Here is a 22,636-nt window from a genome sequence, read left to right as displayed (position 1 = left end):
GATGCCGGAGGGGCTGCCGCCATACTCGTGAGGTGACACCTGGGGACACCGATTCCGCCGAAGCCGCAGATTCCGCCGACTATGACGCGGTCGTGCTGGCCGGGGGTGCGGCGCGCCGGCTCGGGGGAGCGGACAAGCCCGCGCTCTCGGTCGGCGGCCTGCCGCTGCTCGACCGGGTGCTGGGGGCGTGCGCCGACGCGCGGCGGACCGTCGTGGTCGGGCCGCGCCGCAGCACCGTACGCCCGGTGCGCTGGGCCCGTGAAGAACCGCCCGGCGGGGGCCCGCTGGCCGCGATCGACGCGGGGCTGCGGCAGATCTCCGCGCCGACCGTCATCGTCCTCTCCGCCGACCTGCCCTTTCTGACCCGCGCGACCGCGCACGCTCTGCTCGGCGCCATCGGCGAGGCCGAGGGAGCGGTCCTCCTCGACCCCGACGGGCGTGACCAGCCGCTCGTCGCCGCCTACCGGACCGAGCCGCTGCGCCGCGAACTCGCCCTGCTGGCCACCGAACACGGACGCCTCGCCAACCTCCCGCTGCGCCTGCTCGCCTCCGAGCTGTCGCTGCACCGGCTCCCGGACGCCACCGCGTCGTTCGACTGCGACACCTGGGAGGACCTCGGCGCGGCGCGGGCCCGGATCAGGGACGATGGGAGGGTGCTGGACGAATGGATCACCTCAGTCAAGTCCGAACTCGGTATCGACCTCGACGTCGACATCAGCGTCCTTCTGGACCTCGCCCGCGACGCCGCCCATGGCGTGGCCCGTCCCGCCGCGCCGCTGACCACGTTCCTGGTGGGCTACGCGGCGGCTCAGGCCGGCGGCGGCCCGGAGGCGGTGGCGGAGGCGTCCCGCAAGGCGGTGGCGCTGGCAGCCCGATGGGCGGCGGAATCGTCGAAGCCGGACGCGGAACCGCCGAAGCCGGACGCGGGATGACCGACCGCGACGAGGAGCGAGCGGTCGACGAGGCGCTCGCGCTGGCCAACGGGGTGGGCTATCGGCCGTCCCCGTCCACTTCCGCGCCCCTGCCCCCGAACACGGCCTCGGACCCGAACCCGGACCCGGACCCGAACCCGAACCCGGACCCGACGACGCGGTCCCGGCCGGGCCCGTCCTCCCGTACCGCCGCTCCCGGCCTCGATCCGCTCGATGTCGCCTACGCCTCCTACGCAGCCGCGTTCCCGAGCGCGGGACGCGAGCCGGCGGATGACGGACCGGGCCGAGGCCGGGGAGAGCGGACGGGCGGCGGGAGCCGGCCCGCGACGGAGCGCGACGCCGGGAGGGGCCGTGCGTCCGCCGCCGCGCCGGTCCAGCAGGAGCGGGCCACCGACTGGCCGGAGGCTCGCCGGATCGCGGCCCGCGCGGCCCGCTCCGCGCTGCCCGCCGTCGTACGCGCCCTCTGCGACGCCACGGGCCTCGTCCTCGCCGCGCCGGTCACCGCGCTCACCGACCTGCCGTCCTTCGACACCTCGGCCATGGACGGCTGGGCCGTCTCAGGACCCGGCCCATGGCGGCTCGCCAACGCCGCCGACCAGGGCATCCTCGCCGGTCACGCCGATGTCGCCGCGCTTCCCGACGGCCACGCGGTCCGTATCGCCACCGGCGCCCGGTTGCCGCACGGCGCGACCGCCGTCCTCCGCAGCGAACACGCCGAGGACCGTACGGAGCCGGAGCGGGAGCAGGCGGCCGAGCCCGCGACCAGGCCCCAGGCCAAGCCCGGCACGGGCACGGGCACCGGCACCGGCACGAGCAGCGGCAGCGGTGCCGGTGCCGGCACGGGCACCAGCACCAGCAGCGGCACCACCCGCCGCCCCCATACCCACGGCTCGCTGCATCTGGCCCCCGGCATCTCCCCCGCAGGCCCCGGCCAGGACATCCGGCCGCGCGGGCAGGAGTGCCGCCGGGGCGACCAGTTGCTGCCCGCCGGGGCGCTCGTCACGCCGGCCGTGCTGGGGCTCGCCGCAGCCGCCGGGTACGACGAGTTGGCGGTCGTCCCGCGCCCCCGCGTCGAAGTGCTGGTCCTCGGGGACGAGTTGCTGAGCGAGGGACTCCCCCAGGACGGCCTGATCAGGGACGCGCTCGGGCCGATGCTCGGCCCCTGGCTGCTCGCGCTCGGCGCGCGGGTGACGGCGATCCGGCGGCTGTCCGACGACGCGGAGGCGCTGCGCCGGGCGATCGCCGACTCCACCGCCGAGGTCGTCATCACCACCGGCGGCACCGCCGCAGGCCCGTTGGACCACGTCCACCCCACGCTGCGCCGCCTGGAGGCAGAGCTGCTGGTCGACGGCGTCGCGGTACGCCCCGGGCACCCGATGCTGCTGGCCCGGCTCGCCGACGGCCGGCACCTCGTGGGGCTCCCCGGGAACCCGCTGGCCGCCGTCTCCGGTCTGCTGACGCTCGCGGAGCCCCTGATCCGCACGCTCTCCGGCCGCGCGGACCCGACAGCGCCACCCGCCTCCTCGCGCGGGGATGCCTCGCGCGGCGCGTCCCCGCGCAGGGCTCCCTCGCGCGGCGCCGCCCCAGACGACACCACCCCGTTCGGCACCATTCCGCGCGAAACCTCCCCGCGCGACGCCTCCCCGCGCAACTCCCCTTCCGGCGGCGCGCCCCACGACACCACCCCCCTCGACACCACCCCCCTCGACACCGCGCCCCTGGACACCGCCGTGCACGGCCACCCGTACGACACCCGGCTCGTGCCGGTCACCTATCGCGCGGAGCGCGCCGTCCCGCTGCGCTTCAACGGACCGGCCATGCTGCGCGGCATCGCCGTAGCCGACGGCCTCGCCGTCATCCCGCCCGGCGGTGCCGAGGCCGGGAGCGAGGTCGAGACGCTCGACTTTCCCTGGTCAGCGGGGTACACCGGCGCGATGACCACAACACCGGTGACGCCCGCGACCGGGCCGACCACCGCGACCGGGCCGACCACCGCGACCCCCCAGGCCAATCACGCCACCGAGGCCACCGCAGCCACCGCAGCCACCGAGGCAACCCACGCCACAGCCACCACGCCGAACACAGCCACCCCCGGAGGACCGGCGTGAAGCTGCCCAGTCAGGACGCGGCCGCCCGCTCCAGCGAGGACGATCACGCGCACCGCATCCTGCTCCCGCGCCAAGTGCCGGGCCCGCTGCGGCAGGTCTGCCGCCGGTTGCTGATGGCGCTGGGGGTGATGGTCGCGACGGTGCTCATCGTCTATGTGGACCGTGACGGCTACCACGACAACGCCGACGGCAAGGTCGACTTCCTCGACTCCGTCTACTACTCGACGGTTACCCTTTCGACCACCGGATACGGCGACATCGTCCCGTACGGAGACAGCGCCCGGCTGCTCAACATCCTGCTCGTCACGCCACTGCGCGTGATATTCCTGATCATTCTGGTCGGCACCACCCTTGAGGTGCTCACCGAGCGCACCCGTGAGCAGTGGCGTCTGACCCGTTGGAGGTCCGCCTTGCGCGATCACACCGTCATCGTCGGCTTCGGCACCAAAGGCCGGTCCGCCCTCCAGACGCTCAACTCCAGCGGGCTGCCCAAGGGACAGGTCGTCATCGTCGACCCGTCCCAGAAGGTGATCGAGGCGGCCACCGCCGACGGCTACGCGGGCGTCGTCGGCGACGCCACCCGCAGTGACGTGCTCATACGGGCCGAGGCGCAGCGCGCCCGGCAGATCGTCATCGCCACCCAGCGCGACGACACCGCGGTGCTGGTCACGCTCACCGCCCGGCAGCTCAACCGGGGCGCGAAGATCGTCGCCGCGGTGCGTGAGGAGGAGAACGCGCCGCTGCTGCGGCAGTCCGGCGCCGACGCCGTGATCACCAGCGCCAGCGCGGCGGGGCGGCTGCTGGGGCTCTCGGTGCTCAGCCCGAGCGCGGGCACGGTCATGGAGGACCTGATCCAGCAGGGCAGCGGTCTCGACCTCGTCGAGCGTCCGGTGGTCAAGGCCGAGGCGGGCAGGAACGTCCGGGACACCGACGACCTGGTCGTCTCGGTCCTGCGCGGGCACCGGCTGCTCGGCTACGACGACCCGGAGGCCAGCCCGCTCCAGCTGACCGACCGGCTGATCACGATCATCCGGGCCTCGCCGAGCAGCACGCCGACGATGCCGGGCCGGATGACCAACGGTGCGCGCCCGGAGTAGCGTCGGGCGTATGCGAGCGATCACTGTTCCCGAACCCGGCGGCCCCGAGGCCCTGGTCTGGGCCGAAGTCCCCGATCCCGTACCCGCTGAAGGGGAGGTGCTGGTCGAGGTCGTGGCCGGCGCCGTCAACCGCGCCGACCTGCTGCAACGGCAGGGCTTCTACAACCCGCCGCCCGGCGCCTCCCCGTATCCCGGCCTGGAGTGCTCCGGCCGCATCGTGGCCCTGGGGCCGGGGGTGGGCGCCTGGCAGGTCGGCGACGAGGTGTGCGCGCTGCTCTCGGGCGGCGGCTACGCCGAGAAGGTCGCTGTCCCGGTGGGGCAGTTGCTCCCGCTGCCGGACGGCGTCGACCTGATCACGGCAGCCGCGCTGCCCGAAGTGGCCTGCACCGTCTGGTCGAACTGCTTCATGGTGGCCCACCTGCGCCCCGGCGAGACGCTGCTCGTGCACGGCGGTTCGAGCGGCATCGGCACCATGGCGATCCAGCTCGCGAAGGCGGTCGGCGCGCGCGTCGCGGTCACGGCGGGCAGCGCGGAAAAGCTCGACGCCTGCCGTGAGTTGGGCGCGGACATCCTGATCAACTATCGCGAGCAGGATTTCGTCGACGAGATCCGCAAGGCCACAGCCGCGCAGGACGGCGGAGCCGGCGCGGGTGCGGACGTCATTCTCGACATCATCGGCGCGAAGTACCTCGAACAGAACATCCAGGCCCTCGCCGTCAACGGCCGCCTCGCGATCATCGGCCTGCAGGGCGGCGCCAAGGGCGAACTGAACCTCGGCGCGCTGCTCGTCAAGCGGGGCACCGTCACCGCCACCTCGCTCCGGGGGCGTCCGCCCGGCGAGAAGGCGGAGATCGTCGCGGCCGTACGGGAGCACGTCTGGCCGCTGATCGGCGCCGGCCGGATCCGCCCGATCGTGGACCGGACGATCCCGATGCGGGACGCGGCCGAGGCGCACCGGGTGCTGGACGCGAGCACGCATGTGGGGAAGATCCTGCTGACTGTGTGAGCGACGCAGGGGGCGCGGGGGCGCGGCGCGGGGGCGTGAAACCGCGACCGCGCCCCGGGGGCGTGGCCCGCGATCCGGGACGTGTCCGCGGCGGTCCGCAGGGCGCGTGAGACCGGGCGTACGGGCTCCGATACGCGGCGTGCGGCGGGTGATCCGGGATGTTCCCGAGATGCCGGTCGGGTTACCTCGTGTGACGCTGAGTCTGTCATCGACGGCTCGGCACGGGAGGGTTACGACCGTGGCAATGCGCTCGCGAATCGCAGCCGGATTGCTGGTCACCGGCGTGCTGCTGCTGGTGGGGCCCACCGCTGACGCGACCCCCGCGAAACCCTCCGCCGCCCCGGTGGCCGCTCCGGCCGCGTTCCCTTCCGATCCGCCGTCCGGTGAGCTGGCGGGGCGGCCGTCGGGGGAGGGGCGGGTACACCCCGGCCGCCCGGTCGGGCCGACGCCCGGCCACGTGTCCCGGGGCGCGGCGGAGGGCCCGGACGAGCCGTTGGCCGCGTCGGATCCCGGCGTGTACGGGCCCGGTGCCGGACCTGATGTCGCCCCCAGCGGCGGGATCGGCGTCGGCCCGACTCCCAACGGTTCCGCGAGCGCGGCCTCCGGCTCTCCGGCGGCGAGCCGGTCGCCCTCCCCGGGCCCGTCCCGCTCGGCAGCGGCGGAGAAGCCCTCACCCCCCGCCCCGCCCACCCCCCGCCCCGCCCGCGCGCCCCCACCCGGGAGCCCCGCCATGACGTCGAGATCGCGCAGCCGCCGCTGGAGCCGCTCCAGCAACGGATCGCCCCGGAGGCGCGGCCGGACCAGCAGCGGCCCCCTCGCAAAGTCCCGCCGACGGTCGCGCCCTCCTACACCGACGACGCTCCGGTCGCGGCCGAGGACACCGCGATAGAGCCGACGGACCGGGTCCTGCGCGTACTGCCGCTCGGCACGGGCCTGGCTCTGACCGGCTTGGGGCTTGCCTTCTTCGGTCTGCGCTTGCGTCGCCGGTGATCTGTGCCGCTGCTGATCTGTGCCGTCTGCGATCTGTGCCGCCGGGGGGCTGTGCCGCCGGGGATTCGCGCCGCTGCTGATCCGGGTGGGTGCGGGGCCTCCAGACCTGGCCCCCACCCGGCCCCACCCGGCCCCACCCGGCTGCCCGACCCGCCTTCGTACCGGCGCGCTCCGGCCCCCTCACTCCCCTCGCTACCCTTGTGCTCAGCCCACCTCGGGGGAACGAACATGCCCGCTCGACCGCAACCCGGCCGCCGGCCCCGGCCGCCGCACAAGCCGTAACCGAGCCGCAGCCGCAGCCGCAGCCGCAGCCCCAGCCCCAGCCCCAACCGCACCCCCGCGACCAGTCCGGTAACCAGCCCGTCCTGGAACTCCAGCAGCTCACCCGCACCCACGGCACCGGCATGGCCGAGGTGCACGCGCTGCGCCGCATCGACCTGATCGTCCATCCGGGTGAGTTCGTGGCCGTCATGGGCCCGTCCGGTTCCGGGAAGTCCACGCTGCCGACGCTCGCCGGGGGACTGGACGCGCCCACGTCCGGCCGGGTGATCGTCGAGGGTACGGATCTGACGTCTCTCTCCCCCGGACCAGGCGGCCCAGCGCCGCCGCAACATCGGGCTATGTCGAGCCGCCTCTCCGGCTGGCGCGCGGCCCTGCGAATAGCCCGCCGTGACGCGATGCGCTTCAAGGGCAGCAGCGCGCTCGTCGTCGCGATGATCGCGCTGCCGGTCCTCGGCGTCACTGCCGCTGACGTGACGTACCGCAGCGCCACCCCGAACACGGCCGAGAAGCTGACCCGCGAACTCGGCGCCGCCGACGCGCGGTTCTTCGACGACAGCAGCCGTGGTGAGCCGGTCCAGCAGCTGCCGGACGCGAACGACTACGGCCCCGCGAAGGACGGTGCCGGGAACGAGGAGGGCGCCGGGAACGAGGAGGGCGCCGGGAACGACGAGGACACCGGCTGGTCCCGGCGGTCGCGCTGCGGCTCGTCGATCTGCGTGCGGCCACCGAGTACATGCGGGCCACACCGATGGACTCGGCGTACACCCCGATCGTGCTCCCCTGGCCCACGATCGCCGCGCTCGCGCTCGGCGTCCCGGTCTTCGCGGGTGTCCTCGCGGCGCTCTTCACCCGCTCCCGGCTGACCCTGGCCCGCCGGGCGGGATGAGGTGCGTTTCAATGGGGGTATGAACAAGCCGATGAACGAACGGTCGCAGGAGAGCCCGCACGTCCTGGTCGTCGGCCAGGACGGGATGGCTCTCGGCAGCGCCGGCCCGATGGGCGGCGACGGTGACGGACACGAGTCCCGCGAGGTACCAGTGACGGAGATGGTCGAACAGCCCGCGAAGGTCATGCGTATCGGCAGCATGATCAAGCAACTGCTGGAGGAGGTACGGGCCGCGCCTCTGGACGAGGCGAGCAGAGTGCGGCTCAAGGACATCCACCACAGCTCGGTGAAGGAGCTGGAGGACGGGCTCGCGCCCGAACTGGTGGAGGAACTGGAGCGGCTCTCGCTCCCGTTCATGGAGGACACGATTCCGACCGAGGCTGAACTGCGCATCGCGCAGGCGCAGTTGGTCGGCTGGCTGGAGGGCCTGTTCCACGGCATCCAGACAGCGCTGTTCGCGCAGCAGATGGCGGCGCGGGCGCAGTTGGAGCAGATGCGGCGAGCGTTGCCGCCTGGGGCCGGCGACGCCGATGAGGACGAGGGTCCGTCTCATGGCGGGGCGCGCTCGGGTCCGTACCTTTAGCCTTGGCGGGCTTGCGCGAGTACCCGTACGGGCACGTACGGGTACGGGTAATGCCAGGGACCGGTTCAGGCACCGGTGCCTGGCCCCTTCACGTGTGTGCGGGCCGCCGCGTGCCCTCAAGCGCCGGGCGCCTCAAGCGCCGGGCGGGCTGAAAATTCAGCCCGCCCGGCAACTTCCGGCCGACTAAGGCCGCCCCGTCGCGACCGTCAGCGTGATCTTGCCGGACTTCTCGTCGAACGCCTCGCCCGCCTCCGGCGACTGCCGCAGGACGGAGTTCTTGCCCCAGATGCCGCCGTTCTCGTACACGACCTCGTAGTCCCAACTCGCGGCGTCCATACAGGCTTTCGCGGAGGCGAGGTGCTTCGTGTAGAAGTCGGGCAGGTCGACCTTGGTCTTCTCCTTGTAGTCCTCGTACGCGTCCGTGCAGTCGTCGGTCTCTATCGTGCGGGTCTTGTCCTCCGGCTTGACGGAGGGCTCGGCCTCGCCGCCGGAGTCGCCGCCGGGATCGGTCTGGGCCGAGGCCTTGTGCGAGGGCTTGTCGTCGGCCGTCGCACTCTTGCTGCCGTTGCCGTTGAGCGTGATCGCGACGATCACGCCGATCACGGCCAGCGCCGCCACCAGGCCCGCGCCGACGATGACCTTCTTGTTGCCGCCGCCGTTGCCGCCGCCGTTGTGTCCGCCGTTGTTGTGGCCGCCGCCCTGGTTGGACGGCGCGTGGGGCGAGATGTTGTACGGCGGCGGGGTGCCGAGGTTCGTGTTGTACGGGGCCGGGGTCTGGTAGCCCTGCTGCTGCCCCATCTGGTGGGTGGGCGGCGGCGGGGTGGACGGGCCGAAGCCGCCGTACTGCCCGGCGTGCGCCTGCGGCTGGTACGGGGTCTGCACGTTCGGCGGGACCGGGGTGTGCTGCGGGGCGCCGGTCGCGGGCGGGAAGACGGCGGCGGCGATGTCCACACCGCTGCGGGCCCGCGGGCCCTCGCTGATGATCAGCGGGGTCGCGCCGGTGTTGCCGGTCCGCATCACCCGTGAGGTCTCGTCGCGCATCGACTCGGCCGTCGGGAAACGCTCGTTGGGGTTCTTCCGCAGGGCGCGCGCGATCAGCGCGTCAACCGCGGGCGAAATCGAACGGTTGATGCTGGAGGGAGCGACCGGCTCCTCCTGCACATGCGCGTACGCGATGGCCAGCGGCGAGTCCGCCTCGAAGGGCAGCCGGCCGGTCAGCAGCTGGAAGAGCATGATGCCGACGGAGTAGAGGTCGGACCGCGCGTCGACGCCTCGCCCGAGCGCCTGCTCGGGCGAGAGGTACTGCGGGGTGCCGACGACCATGCCGGTCTGGGTCATCGAGGTGACGCCGGACTGCATGGCCCGCGCGATGCCGAAGTCCATCACCTTGACGATGCCGCGCTTGTTCATCATCACGTTGCCGGGCTTGATGTCGCGGTGGACCAGGCCCATCTCGTGACTGACCTCAAGGGCCGCCAGCACATCGGCGGTGATCTTCAGCGCCTTGTCGGCGGGCATCGCGCCGTGTTCGGCGATGTCCTCGCTGAGCACCGAGCCCAGCGGCTTGCCCTCGACGTACTCCATGATGATGTACGGCACCATCGCGCCGTCGATGTCGTCCTCACCGGAGTCGAAGACGGAGACGATGTTGGTGTGCGAGAGCTTGGCGACCGACTGCGCCTCGCGCCGGAACCGCTCGCGGAACGACGCCTCGCGGCCCAGTTCACTGTGCAGGGTCTTGATCGCGACCTGCCGGTCGAGCACGCTGTCGTAAGCCAGGTGCACGGACGCCATACCGCCCTCGCCGAGCAGATCGCGCAGTTGGTAGCGTCCGCCGCCGACCGATCGCCCCGCGTAGCGGTCCTGTGCGCCGTCCTGGCTCATGAGTCTGCTCCCCCTCGACCGCATGGCCACCGGCGTACTGCTTCGCCTGCCTGTGCGTAGACATACTGATACTGATGATGCTGCGGGCAAGTCTGCCCCAGGGCAGGGGCCCGTCAAGCCACGTGCCCGTTCCGTGACCGGATGTGCAAGATACCGTCACGAGATTTGCCTCGTTTGACCCCCAAGGGGTTTGATGGCCGGTCCATCACAAACCGGCGCACGGCGCGAAGCCTGTACCGTGCCCTGCGGAAGACCGTACCGCTCACGCGAGCGGACTTGATCGACGGCGAGGACCGATGGCACAGACGCAGAGCGCCCAGGGCCCGTCCGAACCTGAATCCACCGGCATCGGCATGGGCGACAACCCCGAGCTGTGGGGGAACGGCGGGCTGGTCGGCGATGGCCGCTACCGGCTGACGCACCGGCTCGGGCGCGGCGGCATGGCAGAGGTCTTCGCGGCGGAGGACGTACGGCTCGGCCGGACGGTAGCGGTGAAGCTGCTCCGCTCCGACCTCGCCGAGGACCCGGTTTCGAAGGCCCGTTTCACCCGCGAGGCCCAGTCCGTCGCCGGTCTCAACCACCACGCGGTGGTCGCGGTCTACGACTCGGGCGAGGACGCGGTCGGCCCCAATGTGGTGCCGTACATCGTCATGGAGCTGGTCGAGGGCCGGACCATCCGCGACCTGCTCCTCAACGCCGACGCACCGCCGCCCGACCAGGCGCTGATCATCGTCTCCGGCGTGCTGGAAGCGCTCGCGTACAGCCACCAGCACGGCATCGTGCACCGCGACATCAAGCCCGCCAACGTGATCATCACGCACAGCGGCGCCGTCAAGGTGATGGACTTCGGCATCGCCCGCGCGCTGCACGGCGTGCAGAGCACGATGACGCAGACCGGCATGGTCATGGGCACCCCGCAGTACCTCTCCCCCGAGCAGGCTCTCGGCAAGGCCGTCGACCACCGCTCGGACCTGTACGCCACCGGCTGCCTGCTGTACGAACTGCTCGCGCTGCGCCCGCCGTTCACCGGCGAGACCCCGCTCTCGGTGGTCTACCAGCACGTTCAGGACATTCCCCGGCCGCCGTCCGAGGTCTCTGACGCGGTGCCGCCGGAGCTCGACGGACTCGTCATGCGCTCGCTCGCGAAGGACCCGGACGACCGGTTCCAGAGCGCCGAGGAGATGCGCGGGCTGGTCCAGTACTCACTCCAGATGCTGCACGAAGCGGGCGGCCACACCGGCACTTGGAACACCGGCCCGGTCGGCCCCGACGGCGGCATCACCCCGGCCATGGGCATGGCCGGCGCCGGAGCGATGCAGCACCCGACCCACGGCGAGACCTCCCAGCAGCCGATGATCGGCAACCGCCGGGGCGACGACGGCGGCTTCGACGGCGGCTCCCAGGGCGGCGGCCACGGCGGGCGCGGCGGACGCGGCGGACGCGGCGGCCGGTCCAAGATCTGGCTCATCGCGGCGCTCGCGGTGATCGCTATCGCGGCCGGCGTCTACTTCGCGCTGCAGAGCGCGGACAAGAAGGGGCCGGACAAGGACAAGGTCACGCAGTCCCCCTCGGCCAGCCAGAGCAAGGACAAGAAGCCCAGCAAGGAGCCGGACAAGGAGACGCCGCCGCAGACCCTGCCGGGCAACACCGACGGCGGCGCCGGCCAGTTCACGCCGACGCCGACGCCTCCTTACACCCCGTCGCAGACGCCCTCGCAGCCCGAGACGCCGAGCACGGACCCGACCGACGCGACGACCGGCGGCAACACCGACGGCGGCAACACGGGCACCGCGAACCCGACCACGCCGCCCGTCACGCCCCCGGCGACGGACGACGGCAACCCGCCCGACGACGGCGGGGCCGGCGGCGACCCGGAGGCGCCGTGACCGGCGGGGTTCCGCCCTTGGGCTACGCGCCTTCCGGCCGCGCTGTCCTCCGCAGGACAGGCTGAAAATTCAGCCTGTCCTGGGGGCGCCTACCGGACGAAGTCTGGGGGGAGTTTGAGGACACCCGTCCACCGGCCTGCACCGGTCAACCATCGTGAGCATCGCGCCAGCGCCACAGCTAGCCGGCGAACGCCTCCCGAACCGCCTCGTACTCCCGTGTCCACCACACCGCCAGCGCCGCCGCCGCAGGGAACTGCGGGTCGGCTCTGCGGTCGCCCAGCCGGTAGCGCCAGCGCAGCATCCAGAAGTCGTTGAGCCGCTCCCACCACACCCGGTGCGCCGCCGCCGAGAGTTCGGCCGCGTCCGCGCCGGCCGTTCGCCGGTAGGCCCGTGCGTACGCCCGCACCTTCGCCAGCTCAAGGGTGCCGCCGGGCCGTACGAAGAAGATCGCGGCGGCCCGTACCGCCTCCTCCGCGCGCGGCTGGACGCCGAGCCGGTCCCAGTCCACGATCGCGACCGGCTCGGGGCCCCGGTAGAGCAGGTTCAGCGGGTGGAAGTCGCCGTGCACCCAGCCGGCCGCGGACGCCGCGCCCGCCGCCGGGCGGCGGTGCGCGTGCCGCTCCAGCAGGGCGCGGCGCTCCAGCAGCCGGTGCTCGGCGAGTTCGTCGAAGGCGTCGCGCGGCCGGTTGCGGCGGGTGAGCGCGAGGAGTTCCTCGATCAGGTAGTAGGTGCACTCGGGGTCGGCGCTGAGGTGCGGCTGTAACGCGGTCGGGCCGCCGGCCCGCCGTGGACCGGCGGGCGGGTCCATCACCCGCTCCAGGCCGGTGTGCACGAGCCCCAGGAGCATGCCGAGCCGCTGCGACTGGGCGGTGCTGAGCGCGGCGCCGTTGCGGTGCCGGCCCTCGATCCACGGGTGCAGGGCGTAGCAGCGGTCGCCGAGCACGGCGACGGTGCGCCCCTCGGCGTCGGCGACGGGCGGGGCGACGGGCAGCCCGAGCGCGTCCAGCCGGGCGGTCACCTGGTGTTGCCGGGCGATGGCGGCGGGGTCGCCGTCGAGGTGGTGCTTGAGGAAGAACCGGCCGCTGGTGGTGGCCAGCCGGTAGCCGCGGTTCAGCAGCCCTTCGGCCACCGGCTCGCACGAGCGCGGCTCCCCGGCGCCGGTGTAGCGGCGCAGCAGGGAGCCGAGGGTGGCCAGGTCGGGCGCGGTGGCCGTCAGCGGACCGCGAGGGGCCCGAGGGGCCCGAGGAGGGCACAGAGCGGCCGGCGGAGCGGCGGGAGGGGCGGGAGTGGCCTGGCGGGCAGGGAGGGGCACAAGAGCCGGAGGAGAGCGCAGCACGCGCCAGATGCTAGATCACGCTGAGTGCTCGCATTGACGCGCAGAGACACCCTGGAGCCGGTGGACGGTGACCAGTTGGGGTTCAATCCGCAGGTAGGCGGGCTCGAAGGGCTGGTCGTCGGCGTAGCGGGGCATCGAGCCGAAGAGATCGAGTTCCCGGCGGCCGGGTTCGACGCGATGTGCGGTGCCTACGCACTGGAGCGACCAGACGTCGTCCGAGCCGCTGTCGATGTTGTCCGCTCCGTAGGCGACGACGCTGCCGTCGCAGGCCTGCTGATAGCCGAAGCCGCTGTGCAGCCGGAGGATGAGCTTGCGGTCCACCACGATGTGCCGGGCGACGGTCACGAAGGGCAGCGCGCGCATGCTGACGGCGATCCGGCCGTAGGGGGTGCGGCTGAAGAGTTCGAGCGCTCGGAGTTCCTCGTTGGCCATGGGTTCCACCATGCCCGGCTGCCGCCCGGCCGAAGAAGAGGCCGCCGCCCCCTGACTTCGGGACGTAGGTCCCGATTGGGACGGCGCGGGCGCGCGGATGGCTCAGCGCGGTCGGCTCAGTGCGGACGGATCAACGCGGACCGCTCAGCCCGGACCGCTCAGCGCGCCGCGCCCGGGAGGGGCAGCGGCAGTGGTTCGCGCCGCCGGGCGCCGGCCGGGCGTCGCCGGACCCGGTCACTGCTTGCCCCGGTCAGTGCTGTTTTTCCTGTCCGTGCTGTTCATCCGGTCCGTCAGTGCGGCTTCTCGGCCTGGATGCGGGCCACATACGCGGCGGCCTGCGAGCGGCGCTCCATGCCGAGCTTGGACAGCAGGCTGGAGACGTAGTTCTTGATGGTCTTCTCGGCGAGGTGCAGCCGCTCGCCGATCACCCGGTTGGTCAGGCCCTCGCCGATCAGGTCGAGGATGCGGCGCTCCTGGTCGGTCAGATGCGTGAGCCGGTCGTCGCTCTTGGGGCTGCCGCCCCGCAGCCGCTCCAGCACGCGGGCGGTGGCCTCCGGGTCGAGCAGCGATCTCCCGGCCGCGACATCACGTACCGCATTGAGCAGTTCATTCCCGCGGATCGCTTTCAGCACATATCCGGAAGCGCCGGCCATGATCGCGTCGAAAAGCGCCTCGTCGTCGGCGAACGAGGTGAGCATCAGGCAATTGATGCTCTCGTCCTGGGAACGGATCTCGCGGCAGACCTCCACCCCGCTGCCATCCGGCAGCCGGACGTCGAGAACCGCGACGTCCGGCCTGGTGGCGGGGATGCGGACGAGGGCGTCGGCGGCGGTGCCGGCTTCGCCGACCACCTCGATGTCCGACTCGCCCGACAGCATTTCGTGTACCCCCCGCCGGACTACTTCGTGGTCATCGAGCAGGAATACCGTGATTTTTCCGTCTTCACGCACAAACCCATCCTCACATACGAACTCTTCCCGTGCTCCGGGTCGGCGGGATAACGTGCCGTTGTTCCGGCGGCCTGCGACGCTGTGACCAGTGGTTGTTGCCAGCTTTTGCGATTTACTTGGAAATCCAAGCAAAATCGCAGGTCAGGGGCGTTTCCACAGATGCCTTGCCACTGGGTAACGTGCATATCAGCGGGCCACTCGCCGGGGCGCCTGTCACGCCCGGTCCGGCCGCGCCGCACACACCCCGTGCGCCGTAACGGAACGGGCGAGCCGCTCCCCCCGCCATCGGCGGGGGGCCCCAGCCGCCGGCGGATCCCGGGGGCCGGACAGACGGAGGAGCACACCGTGACCGTGGAGAGCACTGCCGCGCGCAAGCCGCGCCGCAGCAGCAGCAAGCGCGCGAGCGCCGGGCCCAAGCAGCCGGCCGCCGCCGAGATCCAGCTCGTTCAGCTGCTGACACCCGAGGGCAAGCGGGTCGAGCACCCTGAGTACTCCATCGACCTGAGCGCCGAAGAATTGCGCGGTCTGTACCGCGACATGGTGCTGACCCGGCGCTTCGACGCCGAGGCGACCTCCTTGCAGCGCCAGGGCGAGCTGGGCCTGTGGGCCTCGCTGCTCGGCCAGGAGGCGGCGCAGATCGGCTCCGCCCGCGCGCTGCGGGACGACGACTACGTTTTCCCGACCTATCGCGAACACGGCGTCGCCTGGTGCCGCGGGGTGGACCCGACCAATCTGCTCGGCATGTTCCGCGGTGTGAACCACGGCGGCTGGGACCCGAACCTCAACAACTTCCACCTCTACACGATCGTCATCGGCTCGCAGACGCTGCACGCGACCGGCTACGCGATGGGCGTGGCCAAGGACGGCGCGGACTCCGCCGTCGTCGCGTACTTCGGCGACGGCGCGTCCAGCCAGGGCGACGTGGCCGAGGCGTTCACCTTTGGGGCGGTCTACAACGCCCCGGTCGTCTTCTTCTGCCAGAACAACCAGTGGGCGATCTCGCTGCCCACCGAGAAGCAGTCCCGGGTGCCGCTCTACCAGCGCGCCCAGGGCTACGGCTTCCCCGGCGTACGGGTCGACGGCAACGACGTGCTGGCCTGTCTCGCGGTGACCCGCTGGGCACTGGAGCGCGCCCGCCGCGGCGAGGGCCCGACGCTGATCGAGGCGTTCACCTACCGGATGGGCGCCCACACCACCTCCGACGACCCGACGAAGTACCGGCGGGACGAGGAGCAGGAGGCCTGGCTCGCCAAGGACCCGATCCTGCGGCTCAAGACCTACCTGGAGCAGACGGGCTGCGCCGACGAGGCGTACTACGCCGAGATCGAGGCCGAGAGCGACGTGATGGCCAAGCGGATCCGGGAGGGCGTGCGGAGCATGCCCGACCCGGACAAGATGGCGATCTTCGAGAACGTCTACGCGGACGGCCACGCCCTGGTCGACGAAGAGCGCGCGCAGTTCGCCGCCTACCAGGCGTCCTTCGCCGACGCCGAGGAGGGCAACTGACATGGCTGACATGACTGCCGCGGGAAATTCCGCGGAGAAGATGTCGCTCTCCAAAGCGATCAACGAGTCCCTGCGCACGGCCCTGGAGAACGACCCCAAGGTCCTGATCATGGGTGAGGACGTCGGCAAGCTCGGCGGCGTCTTCCGGGTCACCGACGGCCTGCAGAAGGACTTCGGCGAGGAGCGGGTCATCGACACCCCGCTCGCCGAGTCGGGCATCGTCGGCACCGCGATCGGCCTCGCGCTGCGCGGCTACCGGCCGGTCGTCGAGATCCAGTTCGACGGGTTCGTCTTCCCGGCGTACGACCAGATCGTCACCCAGCTCGCCAAGATGCACGCGCGCTCGCTCGGCAAGGTCAAGATGCCGGTCGTCATCCGCATTCCGTACGCGGGCGGCATCGGCGCGGTCGAGCACCACAGCGAGTCGCCCGAGGCACTGTTCGCGCACGTCGCCGGGTTGAAGTGCGTCTCGCCGTCCAACGCCTCGGACGCCTACTGGATGATGCAGCAGGCCATCGAGAGCGACGACCCGATCATCTTCTTCGAGCCCAAGCGCCGCTACTGGGACAAGGGCGAGGTCAACCGCGCCGCGTTCCCCGGCCGGCTGCACAAGGCCCGGGTCGCCCGCCAGGGCACCGACCTGACCCTGGTGGCGTACGGCCCGATGGTGAAGGTCTGCCTGGAGGCCGCGGACGCGGCCGCCGAGGAGGGGAAGTCGCTGGAGGTCGTGGACCTGCGGTCGATGTCGCCGATGGACTTCGACACCATCCAGAGTTCGGTCGAGAAGACGCGCAGGCTGGTCGTGGTGCACGAGGCCCCGGTCTTCCTGGGCACCGGGTCCGAGATCGCGGCCCGGATCACCGAGCGGTGCTTCTACCACCTGGAGGCCCCGGTGTTGCGGGTCGGTGGCTATCACGCGCCGTACCCGCCGGCCAGGCTCGAGGACGAGTATCTTCCGGGCTTGGACCGGGTGCTCGACGCCGTAGACCGCGCGCTGGCGTACTGAAGGGCTTGAGGAGTCGTGACCATGACCGATACAGGTACAACCTCGGGTGCAGCGCAGCGCTTCCGCGAGTTCAAGATGCCCGACGTGGGCGAGGGACTCACCGAGGCGGAGATCCTCAAGTGGTACGTACAGCCCGGTGACACGGTCACCGACGGCCAGGTGGTCTGCGAGGTCGAGACCGCCAAGGCCGCGGTCGAGCTGCCGAGCCCGTTCGACGGCGTGGTGCACGAACTGCACTTCGCCGAGGGGACGACGGTCGACGTCGGCATGGTGATCATCTCGGTGGACACGCAGCCGGGGGCGGCGGCCGATGTCGGGGCCGTCGCTGATGTCGCGGAGGAGGCCGACGCGGCGGCTTCGGCGGTCGCTGACGCTTCGGCGACCGCCTCGGCAAGCGACTCCGCCACCGACTCCGCCACCGCCTCAGCGGCCGAGCCGGCGGCGGAGGCCCGTACTCCGGTCCTCGTCGGCTACGGGGTCTCCACGGCGTCCACCAAGCGGCGGGCCCGCAAGGGCGCACAGCCCGCGCCGGCCCGGGCGGAGCCGGCCAAGGCCGCGCTCCAGGCGGAACTGAACGGCGGCGGGGCGGCGCCGACCGCCCCTTCCGCAGCCCCTTCCACAGCCCCTCCGGGCGCTGCTCCGGCCGAGGGTCGGCCGCTGGCCAAGCCCCCGGTCCGCAAGCTCGCCAAGGACCTGGGCATCGACCTCGCGACGGTCGCCGCCAGCGGTGCGAACGGCGTCATCACCCGCGAGGACGTGCACGCGGCGGCAGCACCGGCGCCGGCCGCCACCGAGCCGGAGCGGCCGGCCGCCACAGCGCCGGCCATATCGCCGTCGGCCCCCACCCCGTCCGCCGCGTCTTCCATGACCGCCGTCTCCACCGACCGCGAGACCCGGGTGCCGATCAAGGGCGTCCGCAAGGCCATCGCGCAGGCGATGGTCACCAGCGCCTTCACGGCCCCGCACGTCACCGAGTTCGTCACGCTCGACGTGACGCGCACGATGAAGCTCGTCCAGGACCTCAAGCAGGACCCGGACATGGCGGGCCTGCGGGTCAACCCGCTGCTGCTCGTCGCCAAGGCGTTCCTGGTCGCCCTCAAGCGCAACCCGGAGGCCAACGCGGCCTGGGACGAGGCGAACCAGGAGATCGTGCACAAGCGGTACGTGAACCTGGGCATCGCGGCGGCGACGCCGCGCGGCCTGATCGTCCCGAACATCAAGGACGCCCACACCCTGGCGCTGCCGGAACTCTCGGCCGCGCTGGGCGACCTGATCTCGACGGCCCGGGACGGCAAGACCTCACCCGCCGCCATGTCGGGCGGCACGGTCACCATCACCAACGTCGGCGTCTTCGGCGTCGACACCGGCACGCCCATCCTCAACCCGGGCGAGTCCGCGATCCTCGCGGTCGGCGCGATCAAGCTCCAGCCCTGGGTCCACAAGGGCAAGGTCAAGCCCCGCCAGGTCACCACCCTGGCGCTCTCCTTCGACCACCGCCTGGTCGACGGCGAACTGGGCTCCAAGGTCCTCGCGGACATCGCGGCGATCCTGGAGAACCCGAAGCGGCTGATCACTTGGGGCTGAGCAGCCTCGCCGTATGAAGCAGGGCCCGGACACGCGACTGTCTCCGGGCCCTGCTCCATGCCCATCCAGCAACGTGTGGAGTATTCGACAACTTCAAGTTGTCGAATACTCCACAGTCCGCCCAGTACGGAGCAACTGAACGCCCCCACCCGGCCGATCAGCCCCCGTCGCCCTTCTTCTCAACTCGTGACGAACCGCAGGTTCACGGTCTCGTGCGGACTCCGTCCGGGCTCGCAGCGGTCAGGGCGACGGACTCGGCCAAGGGTCTTCCTCACAGGGGCTGTCAGTAGGTCGGGAAGTCCGCGGTATCGATCCGATAGGCGTCCATGGCGACGGTGTCGCCGAAGACGTAGTCAGTACGGGTGGCGTACTGGCGGCCTTCAGGGCCCGACGTGATGTTCGAGAGAACAGCGCCTGTGCCCTTACGAGGATCGACGAGCAGATACCAGGGGATGCCCATCGACGGGTAGTCGCGCATCTTGCCGGCGTAGTCGTTTTCCGGGTTGGACTTGGACACCACTTCAACGACGGCCAGCACCTCGCGGGGGTCGACCCCGTCTCCCTCTTCGTCGAGCGCGGCTTCAGGCAGCACGATCACGTCGGGTCTGCGCATGACACCGACGACCGGATCCTCCACCTCCGCGCCGCTCTGCGCGATGACCCCTGGGGCGACCCGCTCCAATTGGGCGTTGAGCTGGCGGGCGATACGGAAAGCGATGAGCTCATGCCGTTTGGCGGGGCTCATCATCATGACGATCTCCTTGCCCGTGATCTCCACGGCCCAGATGTCTTCCGACTCGGGTAGCTGGTCGACAATTTTTCGCAGGCGGGCATACGTGGTGTCGTTCATGGGGACTCCTCGCGGCCGGTGGCAATTCGAGTCTAATCGGCGGGGGCGTGCTCGGCCGGTCCCGCGAGTACGTCGACGCGGCACCGGATGGGCCCTGGGGCGAACTCCGCCCACACCGTCTCGCCGACCGTGCGCCCCTCCACACCCCACCGGTCCGCGAGCGCTCCGACGATCAGCGGGCCCCGCCCGAACTTCTCATCGGCGGCGGGGGTCCGGGCGACCGGCCGCCGCTCGCCCCGTGGGTCGCTGACCTCGATGCGCAACGCGGTGGCGGCGAGAGCGATCCGTACCCGGAAGAGCCTGCCGCGCAGGCACCCGTGCAGCAGCGCGTTCGAGGCCAGCTCGGATACGAGCAGCGCGGCGTCCCCCGCGAGGTCGGGCCGGCCCCACTCGGCGACGAGCCGCGCGGTGCGGCGGCGGGCGAGCGTGACGCTCTTGGCCATCGGGGTGTAGTCGAGGGCGTCCTCGCGCAGGGGGCGGGTGACGTCGGCGGCTGCCGGGCCGGGGAGGGGGCCGGATTCCGGGCCGGGATCGGCTTCGGGCTGGTCCGGGATGTGGGGGGTGGTCATGGCCTCGCGTCTCCATTTGCGGTGTGGGACGGCGCGCGTGACGGTGGCGATGTCGCCGCCGCCGGGCATGGCGGTAGCGGTGCACTTCCGCCGACTGACGCCGCTGTGCGAGCGGTTGACTACTGAACGTAGTGGTTGGCATGCGCTGCCATCAAGCCATTCGCGCATAGATATCTACTTGAACTCGCTTGTGTGCCCCTGCGATGGGTTGCAGACTGAGGCGATCTCCGGGGAGGCGATGGACAGTGACGGGCAATCGGGCCGATCGAGGCGTCTCGGTGTCGACGGTGCTCGGTCGGCGGCTGGGCGGCGAGTTGCTGCGGATGCGCGAGATTTCCGGCCTGAAGCAGCCGCAGGCGGCGGAGGCGCTCACGGCTTCGGTCGCCAAGGTCGCGAAAGTGGAGCGAGGATGGGTGCCTGTCCGGGACCCGGACATCAGAGCGCTCTGTCACCTTTACGAAGTAGACGACGTCCAAGCCATCGATGGCCTATTGCGGTTGGCCAAGCTCGACCGGGAGCGCCGCAAGGCCAAGGGGTGGTGGCAGCAGTTCCCCGAGGCGAACAACATCGCTGAGTACATCGCGATGGAAGATGTCGCGAGCCAGATCAGGACGTGGCAACTGTCGCTCGTGCCTGGCCTGTTCCAGACGGCGGAGTACGCGCGGTCGGTCTCGGTCAGCAGCGGGTCGTGGGAGGACCCCGACGAGATCGATCGGCTGGCGGAAATCAAGCTGAACCGACAGGCGCGCCTGTTCGGTCATCAGCCGGTGCAGTTCTACGCGGTGGTCTGGGAAGCGGCGCTACGACAAGTGGTCGGCGGCTCGAACGTCATGCACGGCCAACTCGAACGTATCCTGGAGCTGGCTCAGCTCCCGAACGTGCGACTTCAAGTGCTGCCGTTCCGCGCGGGCGCCCACGCCTCCATGTCGAACATGTTCAACATCATCTCGTTCGCGGAGGAGGCAGCGGTGGACGTCGTCTACTCCGAGACAGTGGCGGCTGCGTTCTGGCTGGAGAGCCGAGCCGAAGCAGCCCTGCATGCCACGTACTTCGACTACACGACCAGAGCCAGTCTGTCTCAGCGCGATTCGGTCGCCCTCATCGACAGTATCCGCAAGGAGATCTAGCCCGTGCCCGGTTTTGAGTTCGTGAAATCCAGCTACAGCACCCCCGACCGCGAGTGCGTCGAGGTCGCCCTCAACGTCCCCGCCGCCGTGGTGGTCCGCGACTCCAAAGACCCGGCCGGCCCGATCCTCCGCTTCGCCCCCGCCGCGTGGGCCGCCTTCCACGCGAGCGCCGCGCGTGGCGACTTCGACCTCTCCTGACCCTCGGATGTAACAGGTCCAGAGTCGCCCCGCATGGAAACTGTGCCAGTAGAGCTCTCAGTGGGGTGCCCGATGCTTGGCAGATGCCCGGCCCAAGGCAGTTCTACGTGTCGGACAGCCGCGAGGCCATGGCTTCCGTTCATGATGAGGGCGGGACACGGGATTGTGGATAGCTCGAACCCTGGTGTCCGCCGGACTGTCGCCGCTCGCTAGGAAGGCAGTCCTACGAAAATCGAGTGTGAGGCGTACTCGGGTGCTTAAATCTCCAGATAATTCGGAATGCATAATTCCTCTTAATGTGTGTCAGCCTCCCGATGGGAGCGGCATGTTGTGATTAGCGTCACCTTAGTGTGAGTTGTATGTGAATATGGTGCCCTCTAGAGTGATCATCGAGCCGTCCAAGCGGGATAGCTCAAACGGGGAAATGGTGGGGTCTCGTGACGAAGCGCATGCCGCTCGTATTCGCAGCTGTGTCAGGTGTGATTGTTTCATTGACTGCCGGCGTGGCTCCAGCTGCGGCTCATAGTGGCGGAAGCCAGGCGACTATGAGCGTTCCGGTGGCTTGTACTTCGCTGAGCAGTGGAAAATTCTGTATTTCGATCATTGACTCTGGCCACGATGTGAATGCTCGGTATGTAAAGGATTCCGGTCGCAAGGTTAAGGCACGTATGGGGTACCAGCACCGTGGCCACAATAAGTGGGGTGCATGGTTTACTCTCACCTCTGGCCACAAAAAGGCCAAGACGTGGAACGAGGCATACCGCAATGGCAATTGCCACACCACGATCGGCATACTCCAGGTCAGAGGCCAGCAGGCTTTCCAGACGCCACCGGCGTGCTAGGTTGTTTTTTAGTGCCTGAAGCCATCTTGTGAGGGAAGCCCGCGAGCGCCGGGTAAGTTTGTTTAGGCTCATCTGAGTAAGCCAGCCCCGTAAAGCGGGTCGCTGAAGTATGACAGATCTCCCATCTCAAGAGATGGGAGATCTGTCAGTTTGCGGTCGAATGTTCTGTACTTTTAATCACGGTGTCATTGGTTCGAATTGAGTGCAGCAAAGTTTATTGCGTGGAATCTGAAACTATCTGACAAAAATCTTTCCTCATGAACTCATAAAAGATGAGGCTGTGGGGCGCGACTACTCCAAGTGCAGCCAGGCCGTGCTGCCGGGCGAGACTGGCACTGACGATCTAGTGCGAGTCGTGCAAGCTCGTAGGCGGGCGCAACATAGACCCGCACCCCGCACCCATCCCAACGTGTGGAGCATTCGACAACTTCATGTAGCCATACGCTCCACACCCTCCCCGTTATCTTTTTCGTGGCCCCGCAATGGGGCTCCTGGCCCCCGGGTCCGGCATGACTATGTGCCCCCTGCCGCGCGTATGGCCTGGGGGGTGGTGTCACCGGGCCTGGGGCACCGCTTGACCGC

Annotated in this window: 17 protein-coding genes and 2 pseudogenes; 13 read left to right on the top strand and 6 right to left on the bottom strand. The window is 70.6% G+C overall.

Annotation, left to right across the window (positions count from 1 at the left end; translation table 11 throughout):
* Positions 1–32: 32 nt before the first annotated feature.
* The 7 genes and pseudogenes from QMK28_RS13905 (at position 33) to QMK28_RS13880 (ending at position 7,884) form a co-directional block, all read left to right on the top strand.
* Complete coding sequence (locus tag QMK28_RS13905) at positions 33–932, top strand: NTP transferase domain-containing protein (RefSeq protein ID WP_326437619.1); 900 nt, start codon at positions 33–35, stop codon at positions 930–932.
* Positions 929–3,040 carry a molybdopterin molybdotransferase MoeA gene (locus QMK28_RS13900; RefSeq protein ID WP_326437617.1) on the top strand — a complete coding sequence of 704 codons (2,112 nt, stop codon included), beginning with the start codon at positions 929–931 and terminating at the stop codon, positions 3,038–3,040. Before QMK28_RS13905 ends, QMK28_RS13900 begins: the two co-directional genes overlap by 4 nt.
* Positions 3,037–4,137: a potassium channel family protein gene (locus QMK28_RS13895; protein WP_326437615.1), complete on the top strand. Its 1,101-nt coding sequence runs from the start codon at positions 3,037–3,039 to the stop codon at positions 4,135–4,137. Before QMK28_RS13900 ends, QMK28_RS13895 begins: the two co-directional genes overlap by 4 nt.
* A 10-nt stretch (positions 4,138–4,147) precedes the next feature.
* Positions 4,148–5,143 carry an NAD(P)H-quinone oxidoreductase gene (locus QMK28_RS13890; protein WP_326437613.1) on the top strand — a complete coding sequence of 332 codons (996 nt, stop codon included), beginning with the start codon at positions 4,148–4,150 and terminating at the stop codon, positions 5,141–5,143.
* 1,394 nt (positions 5,144–6,537) lie between these two features.
* Positions 6,538–6,751 (top strand): annotated as a pseudogene (locus QMK28_RS34270) (ATP-binding cassette domain-containing protein); the annotation flags it as partial.
* A 2-nt stretch (positions 6,752–6,753) separates the two neighbouring features.
* Positions 6,754–7,005, top strand: a pseudogene (locus QMK28_RS34265) (hypothetical protein); the annotation flags it as partial.
* Positions 7,006–7,320: 315 nt separating this feature from the next.
* Positions 7,321–7,884 (top strand): bacterial proteasome activator family protein, encoded by a 564-nt coding sequence (locus QMK28_RS13880; RefSeq protein WP_326437611.1) that lies wholly within the window; start codon positions 7,321–7,323, stop codon positions 7,882–7,884.
* Positions 7,885–8,067: 183 nt separating this feature from the next.
* Here the strand turns inward: QMK28_RS13880 and QMK28_RS13875 are convergent, their stop codons facing one another.
* Positions 8,068–9,768 (bottom strand): protein kinase domain-containing protein, encoded by a 1,701-nt coding sequence (locus QMK28_RS13875; RefSeq protein ID WP_326437609.1) that lies wholly within the window; start codon positions 9,766–9,768, stop codon positions 8,068–8,070.
* Between the two features lie 296 nt (positions 9,769–10,064).
* On the opposite strand from QMK28_RS13875, the gene QMK28_RS13870 reads away from it, so the two are divergent.
* Complete coding sequence (locus tag QMK28_RS13870; RefSeq protein WP_326437607.1) at positions 10,065–11,654, top strand: protein kinase domain-containing protein; 1,590 nt, start codon at positions 10,065–10,067, stop codon at positions 11,652–11,654.
* 178 nt (positions 11,655–11,832) lie between these two features.
* Here the strand turns inward: QMK28_RS13870 and QMK28_RS13865 are convergent, their stop codons facing one another.
* The 3 genes from QMK28_RS13865 to QMK28_RS13855 all read right to left on the bottom strand — a co-directional run bounded on the left by QMK28_RS13865 (position 11,833) and on the right by QMK28_RS13855 (position 14,372).
* On the bottom strand, positions 11,833–12,909 hold the full coding sequence (locus QMK28_RS13865; protein WP_443050723.1) for a phosphotransferase: 1,077 nt from the start codon (positions 12,907–12,909) through the stop codon (positions 11,833–11,835).
* Between the two features lie 96 nt (positions 12,910–13,005).
* Positions 13,006–13,422 (bottom strand): pyridoxamine 5'-phosphate oxidase family protein, encoded by a 417-nt coding sequence (locus QMK28_RS13860; protein WP_326437605.1) that lies wholly within the window; start codon positions 13,420–13,422, stop codon positions 13,006–13,008.
* A 290-nt stretch (positions 13,423–13,712) separates the two neighbouring features.
* Positions 13,713–14,372, bottom strand: a complete 660-nt coding sequence (locus QMK28_RS13855) for a response regulator transcription factor (protein ID WP_326437603.1) — start codon at positions 14,370–14,372, stop codon at positions 13,713–13,715.
* A 345-nt stretch (positions 14,373–14,717) separates the two neighbouring features.
* Between QMK28_RS13855 and pdhA the strand changes: the two genes are divergently transcribed.
* The 3 genes from pdhA to QMK28_RS13840 are packed head-to-tail and all read left to right on the top strand — an operon-like array spanning position 14,718 to position 18,468.
* Positions 14,718–15,878 (top strand): pyruvate dehydrogenase (acetyl-transferring) E1 component subunit alpha, encoded by a 1,161-nt coding sequence (gene pdhA, locus QMK28_RS13850; RefSeq protein WP_326437601.1) that lies wholly within the window; start codon positions 14,718–14,720, stop codon positions 15,876–15,878.
* A gap of 10 nt (positions 15,879–15,888) precedes the next feature.
* Complete coding sequence (locus QMK28_RS13845; RefSeq protein ID WP_326437701.1) at positions 15,889–16,884, top strand: alpha-ketoacid dehydrogenase subunit beta; 996 nt, start codon at positions 15,889–15,891, stop codon at positions 16,882–16,884.
* 21 nt (positions 16,885–16,905) lie between these two features.
* The gene (locus QMK28_RS13840; protein WP_326437599.1) at positions 16,906–18,468 is read left to right on the top strand and encodes a dihydrolipoamide acetyltransferase family protein; all 1,563 of its coding nucleotides are present in this window, start codon (positions 16,906–16,908) and stop codon (positions 18,466–18,468) included.
* Positions 18,469–18,751: 283 nt separating this feature from the next.
* Here QMK28_RS13840 and QMK28_RS13835 read toward each other — a convergent pair whose 3' ends face one another.
* The gene (locus QMK28_RS13835) at positions 18,752–19,318 is read right to left on the bottom strand and encodes a Uma2 family endonuclease (protein WP_326437597.1); all 567 of its coding nucleotides are present in this window, start codon (positions 19,316–19,318) and stop codon (positions 18,752–18,754) included.
* 32 nt (positions 19,319–19,350) lie between these two features.
* Positions 19,351–19,887 (bottom strand): ATP-binding protein, encoded by a 537-nt coding sequence (locus tag QMK28_RS13830; RefSeq protein ID WP_443050720.1) that lies wholly within the window; start codon positions 19,885–19,887, stop codon positions 19,351–19,353.
* Between the two features lie 278 nt (positions 19,888–20,165).
* Here QMK28_RS13830 and QMK28_RS13825 point away from each other — a divergent pair, with 278 nt between their 5' ends.
* Both QMK28_RS13825 and QMK28_RS13820 read left to right on the top strand, forming a co-directional pair.
* Complete coding sequence (locus QMK28_RS13825; RefSeq protein ID WP_326437595.1) at positions 20,166–21,014, top strand: helix-turn-helix domain-containing protein; 849 nt, start codon at positions 20,166–20,168, stop codon at positions 21,012–21,014.
* 3 nt (positions 21,015–21,017) lie between these two features.
* Positions 21,018–21,212, top strand: a complete 195-nt coding sequence (locus QMK28_RS13820) for a DUF397 domain-containing protein (protein ID WP_326437593.1) — start codon at positions 21,018–21,020, stop codon at positions 21,210–21,212.
* The last annotated feature ends 1,424 nt before the right edge of the window (positions 21,213–22,636 follow it).

It is taken from the genome of Streptomyces sp. H27-D2, from assembly GCF_035828615.1.
In the GTDB taxonomy this organism is placed as follows: domain Bacteria; phylum Actinomycetota; class Actinomycetes; order Streptomycetales; family Streptomycetaceae; genus Streptomyces.
The sequence above is the reverse complement of the archived record's forward strand: the minus strand, read 5'-3'. Positions and strand labels throughout refer to the sequence as shown.

What these genes read in the sequence shown, in the direction of transcription:
- QMK28_RS13900 (WP_326437617.1), top strand. Translation starts at nt 929, where the DNA reads ATGACCGACCGCGACGAGGAGCGAGCGGTCGACGAGGCGCTCGCGCTG.
- QMK28_RS13890 (WP_326437613.1), top strand. Translation starts at nt 4,148, where the DNA reads ATGCGAGCGATCACTGTTCCCGAACCCGGCGGCCCCGAGGCCCTGGTC.
- QMK28_RS13880 (WP_326437611.1), top strand. Translation starts at nt 7,321, where the DNA reads ATGAACAAGCCGATGAACGAACGGTCGCAGGAGAGCCCGCACGTCCTG.
- QMK28_RS13875 (WP_326437609.1), bottom strand. Translation starts at nt 9,768, where the DNA reads ATGAGCCAGGACGGCGCACAGGACCGCTACGCGGGGCGATCGGTCGGC.
- QMK28_RS13870 (WP_326437607.1), top strand. Translation starts at nt 10,065, where the DNA reads ATGGCACAGACGCAGAGCGCCCAGGGCCCGTCCGAACCTGAATCCACC.
- QMK28_RS13860 (WP_326437605.1), bottom strand. Translation starts at nt 13,422, where the DNA reads ATGGCCAACGAGGAACTCCGAGCGCTCGAACTCTTCAGCCGCACCCCC.
- QMK28_RS13845 (WP_326437701.1), top strand. Translation starts at nt 15,889, where the DNA reads ATGACTGCCGCGGGAAATTCCGCGGAGAAGATGTCGCTCTCCAAAGCG.
- QMK28_RS13840 (WP_326437599.1), top strand. Translation starts at nt 16,906, where the DNA reads ATGACCGATACAGGTACAACCTCGGGTGCAGCGCAGCGCTTCCGCGAG.
- QMK28_RS13835 (WP_326437597.1), bottom strand. Translation starts at nt 19,318, where the DNA reads ATGAACGACACCACGTATGCCCGCCTGCGAAAAATTGTCGACCAGCTA.
- QMK28_RS13830 (WP_443050720.1), bottom strand. Translation starts at nt 19,887, where the DNA reads ATGACCACCCCCCACATCCCGGACCAGCCCGAAGCCGATCCCGGCCCG.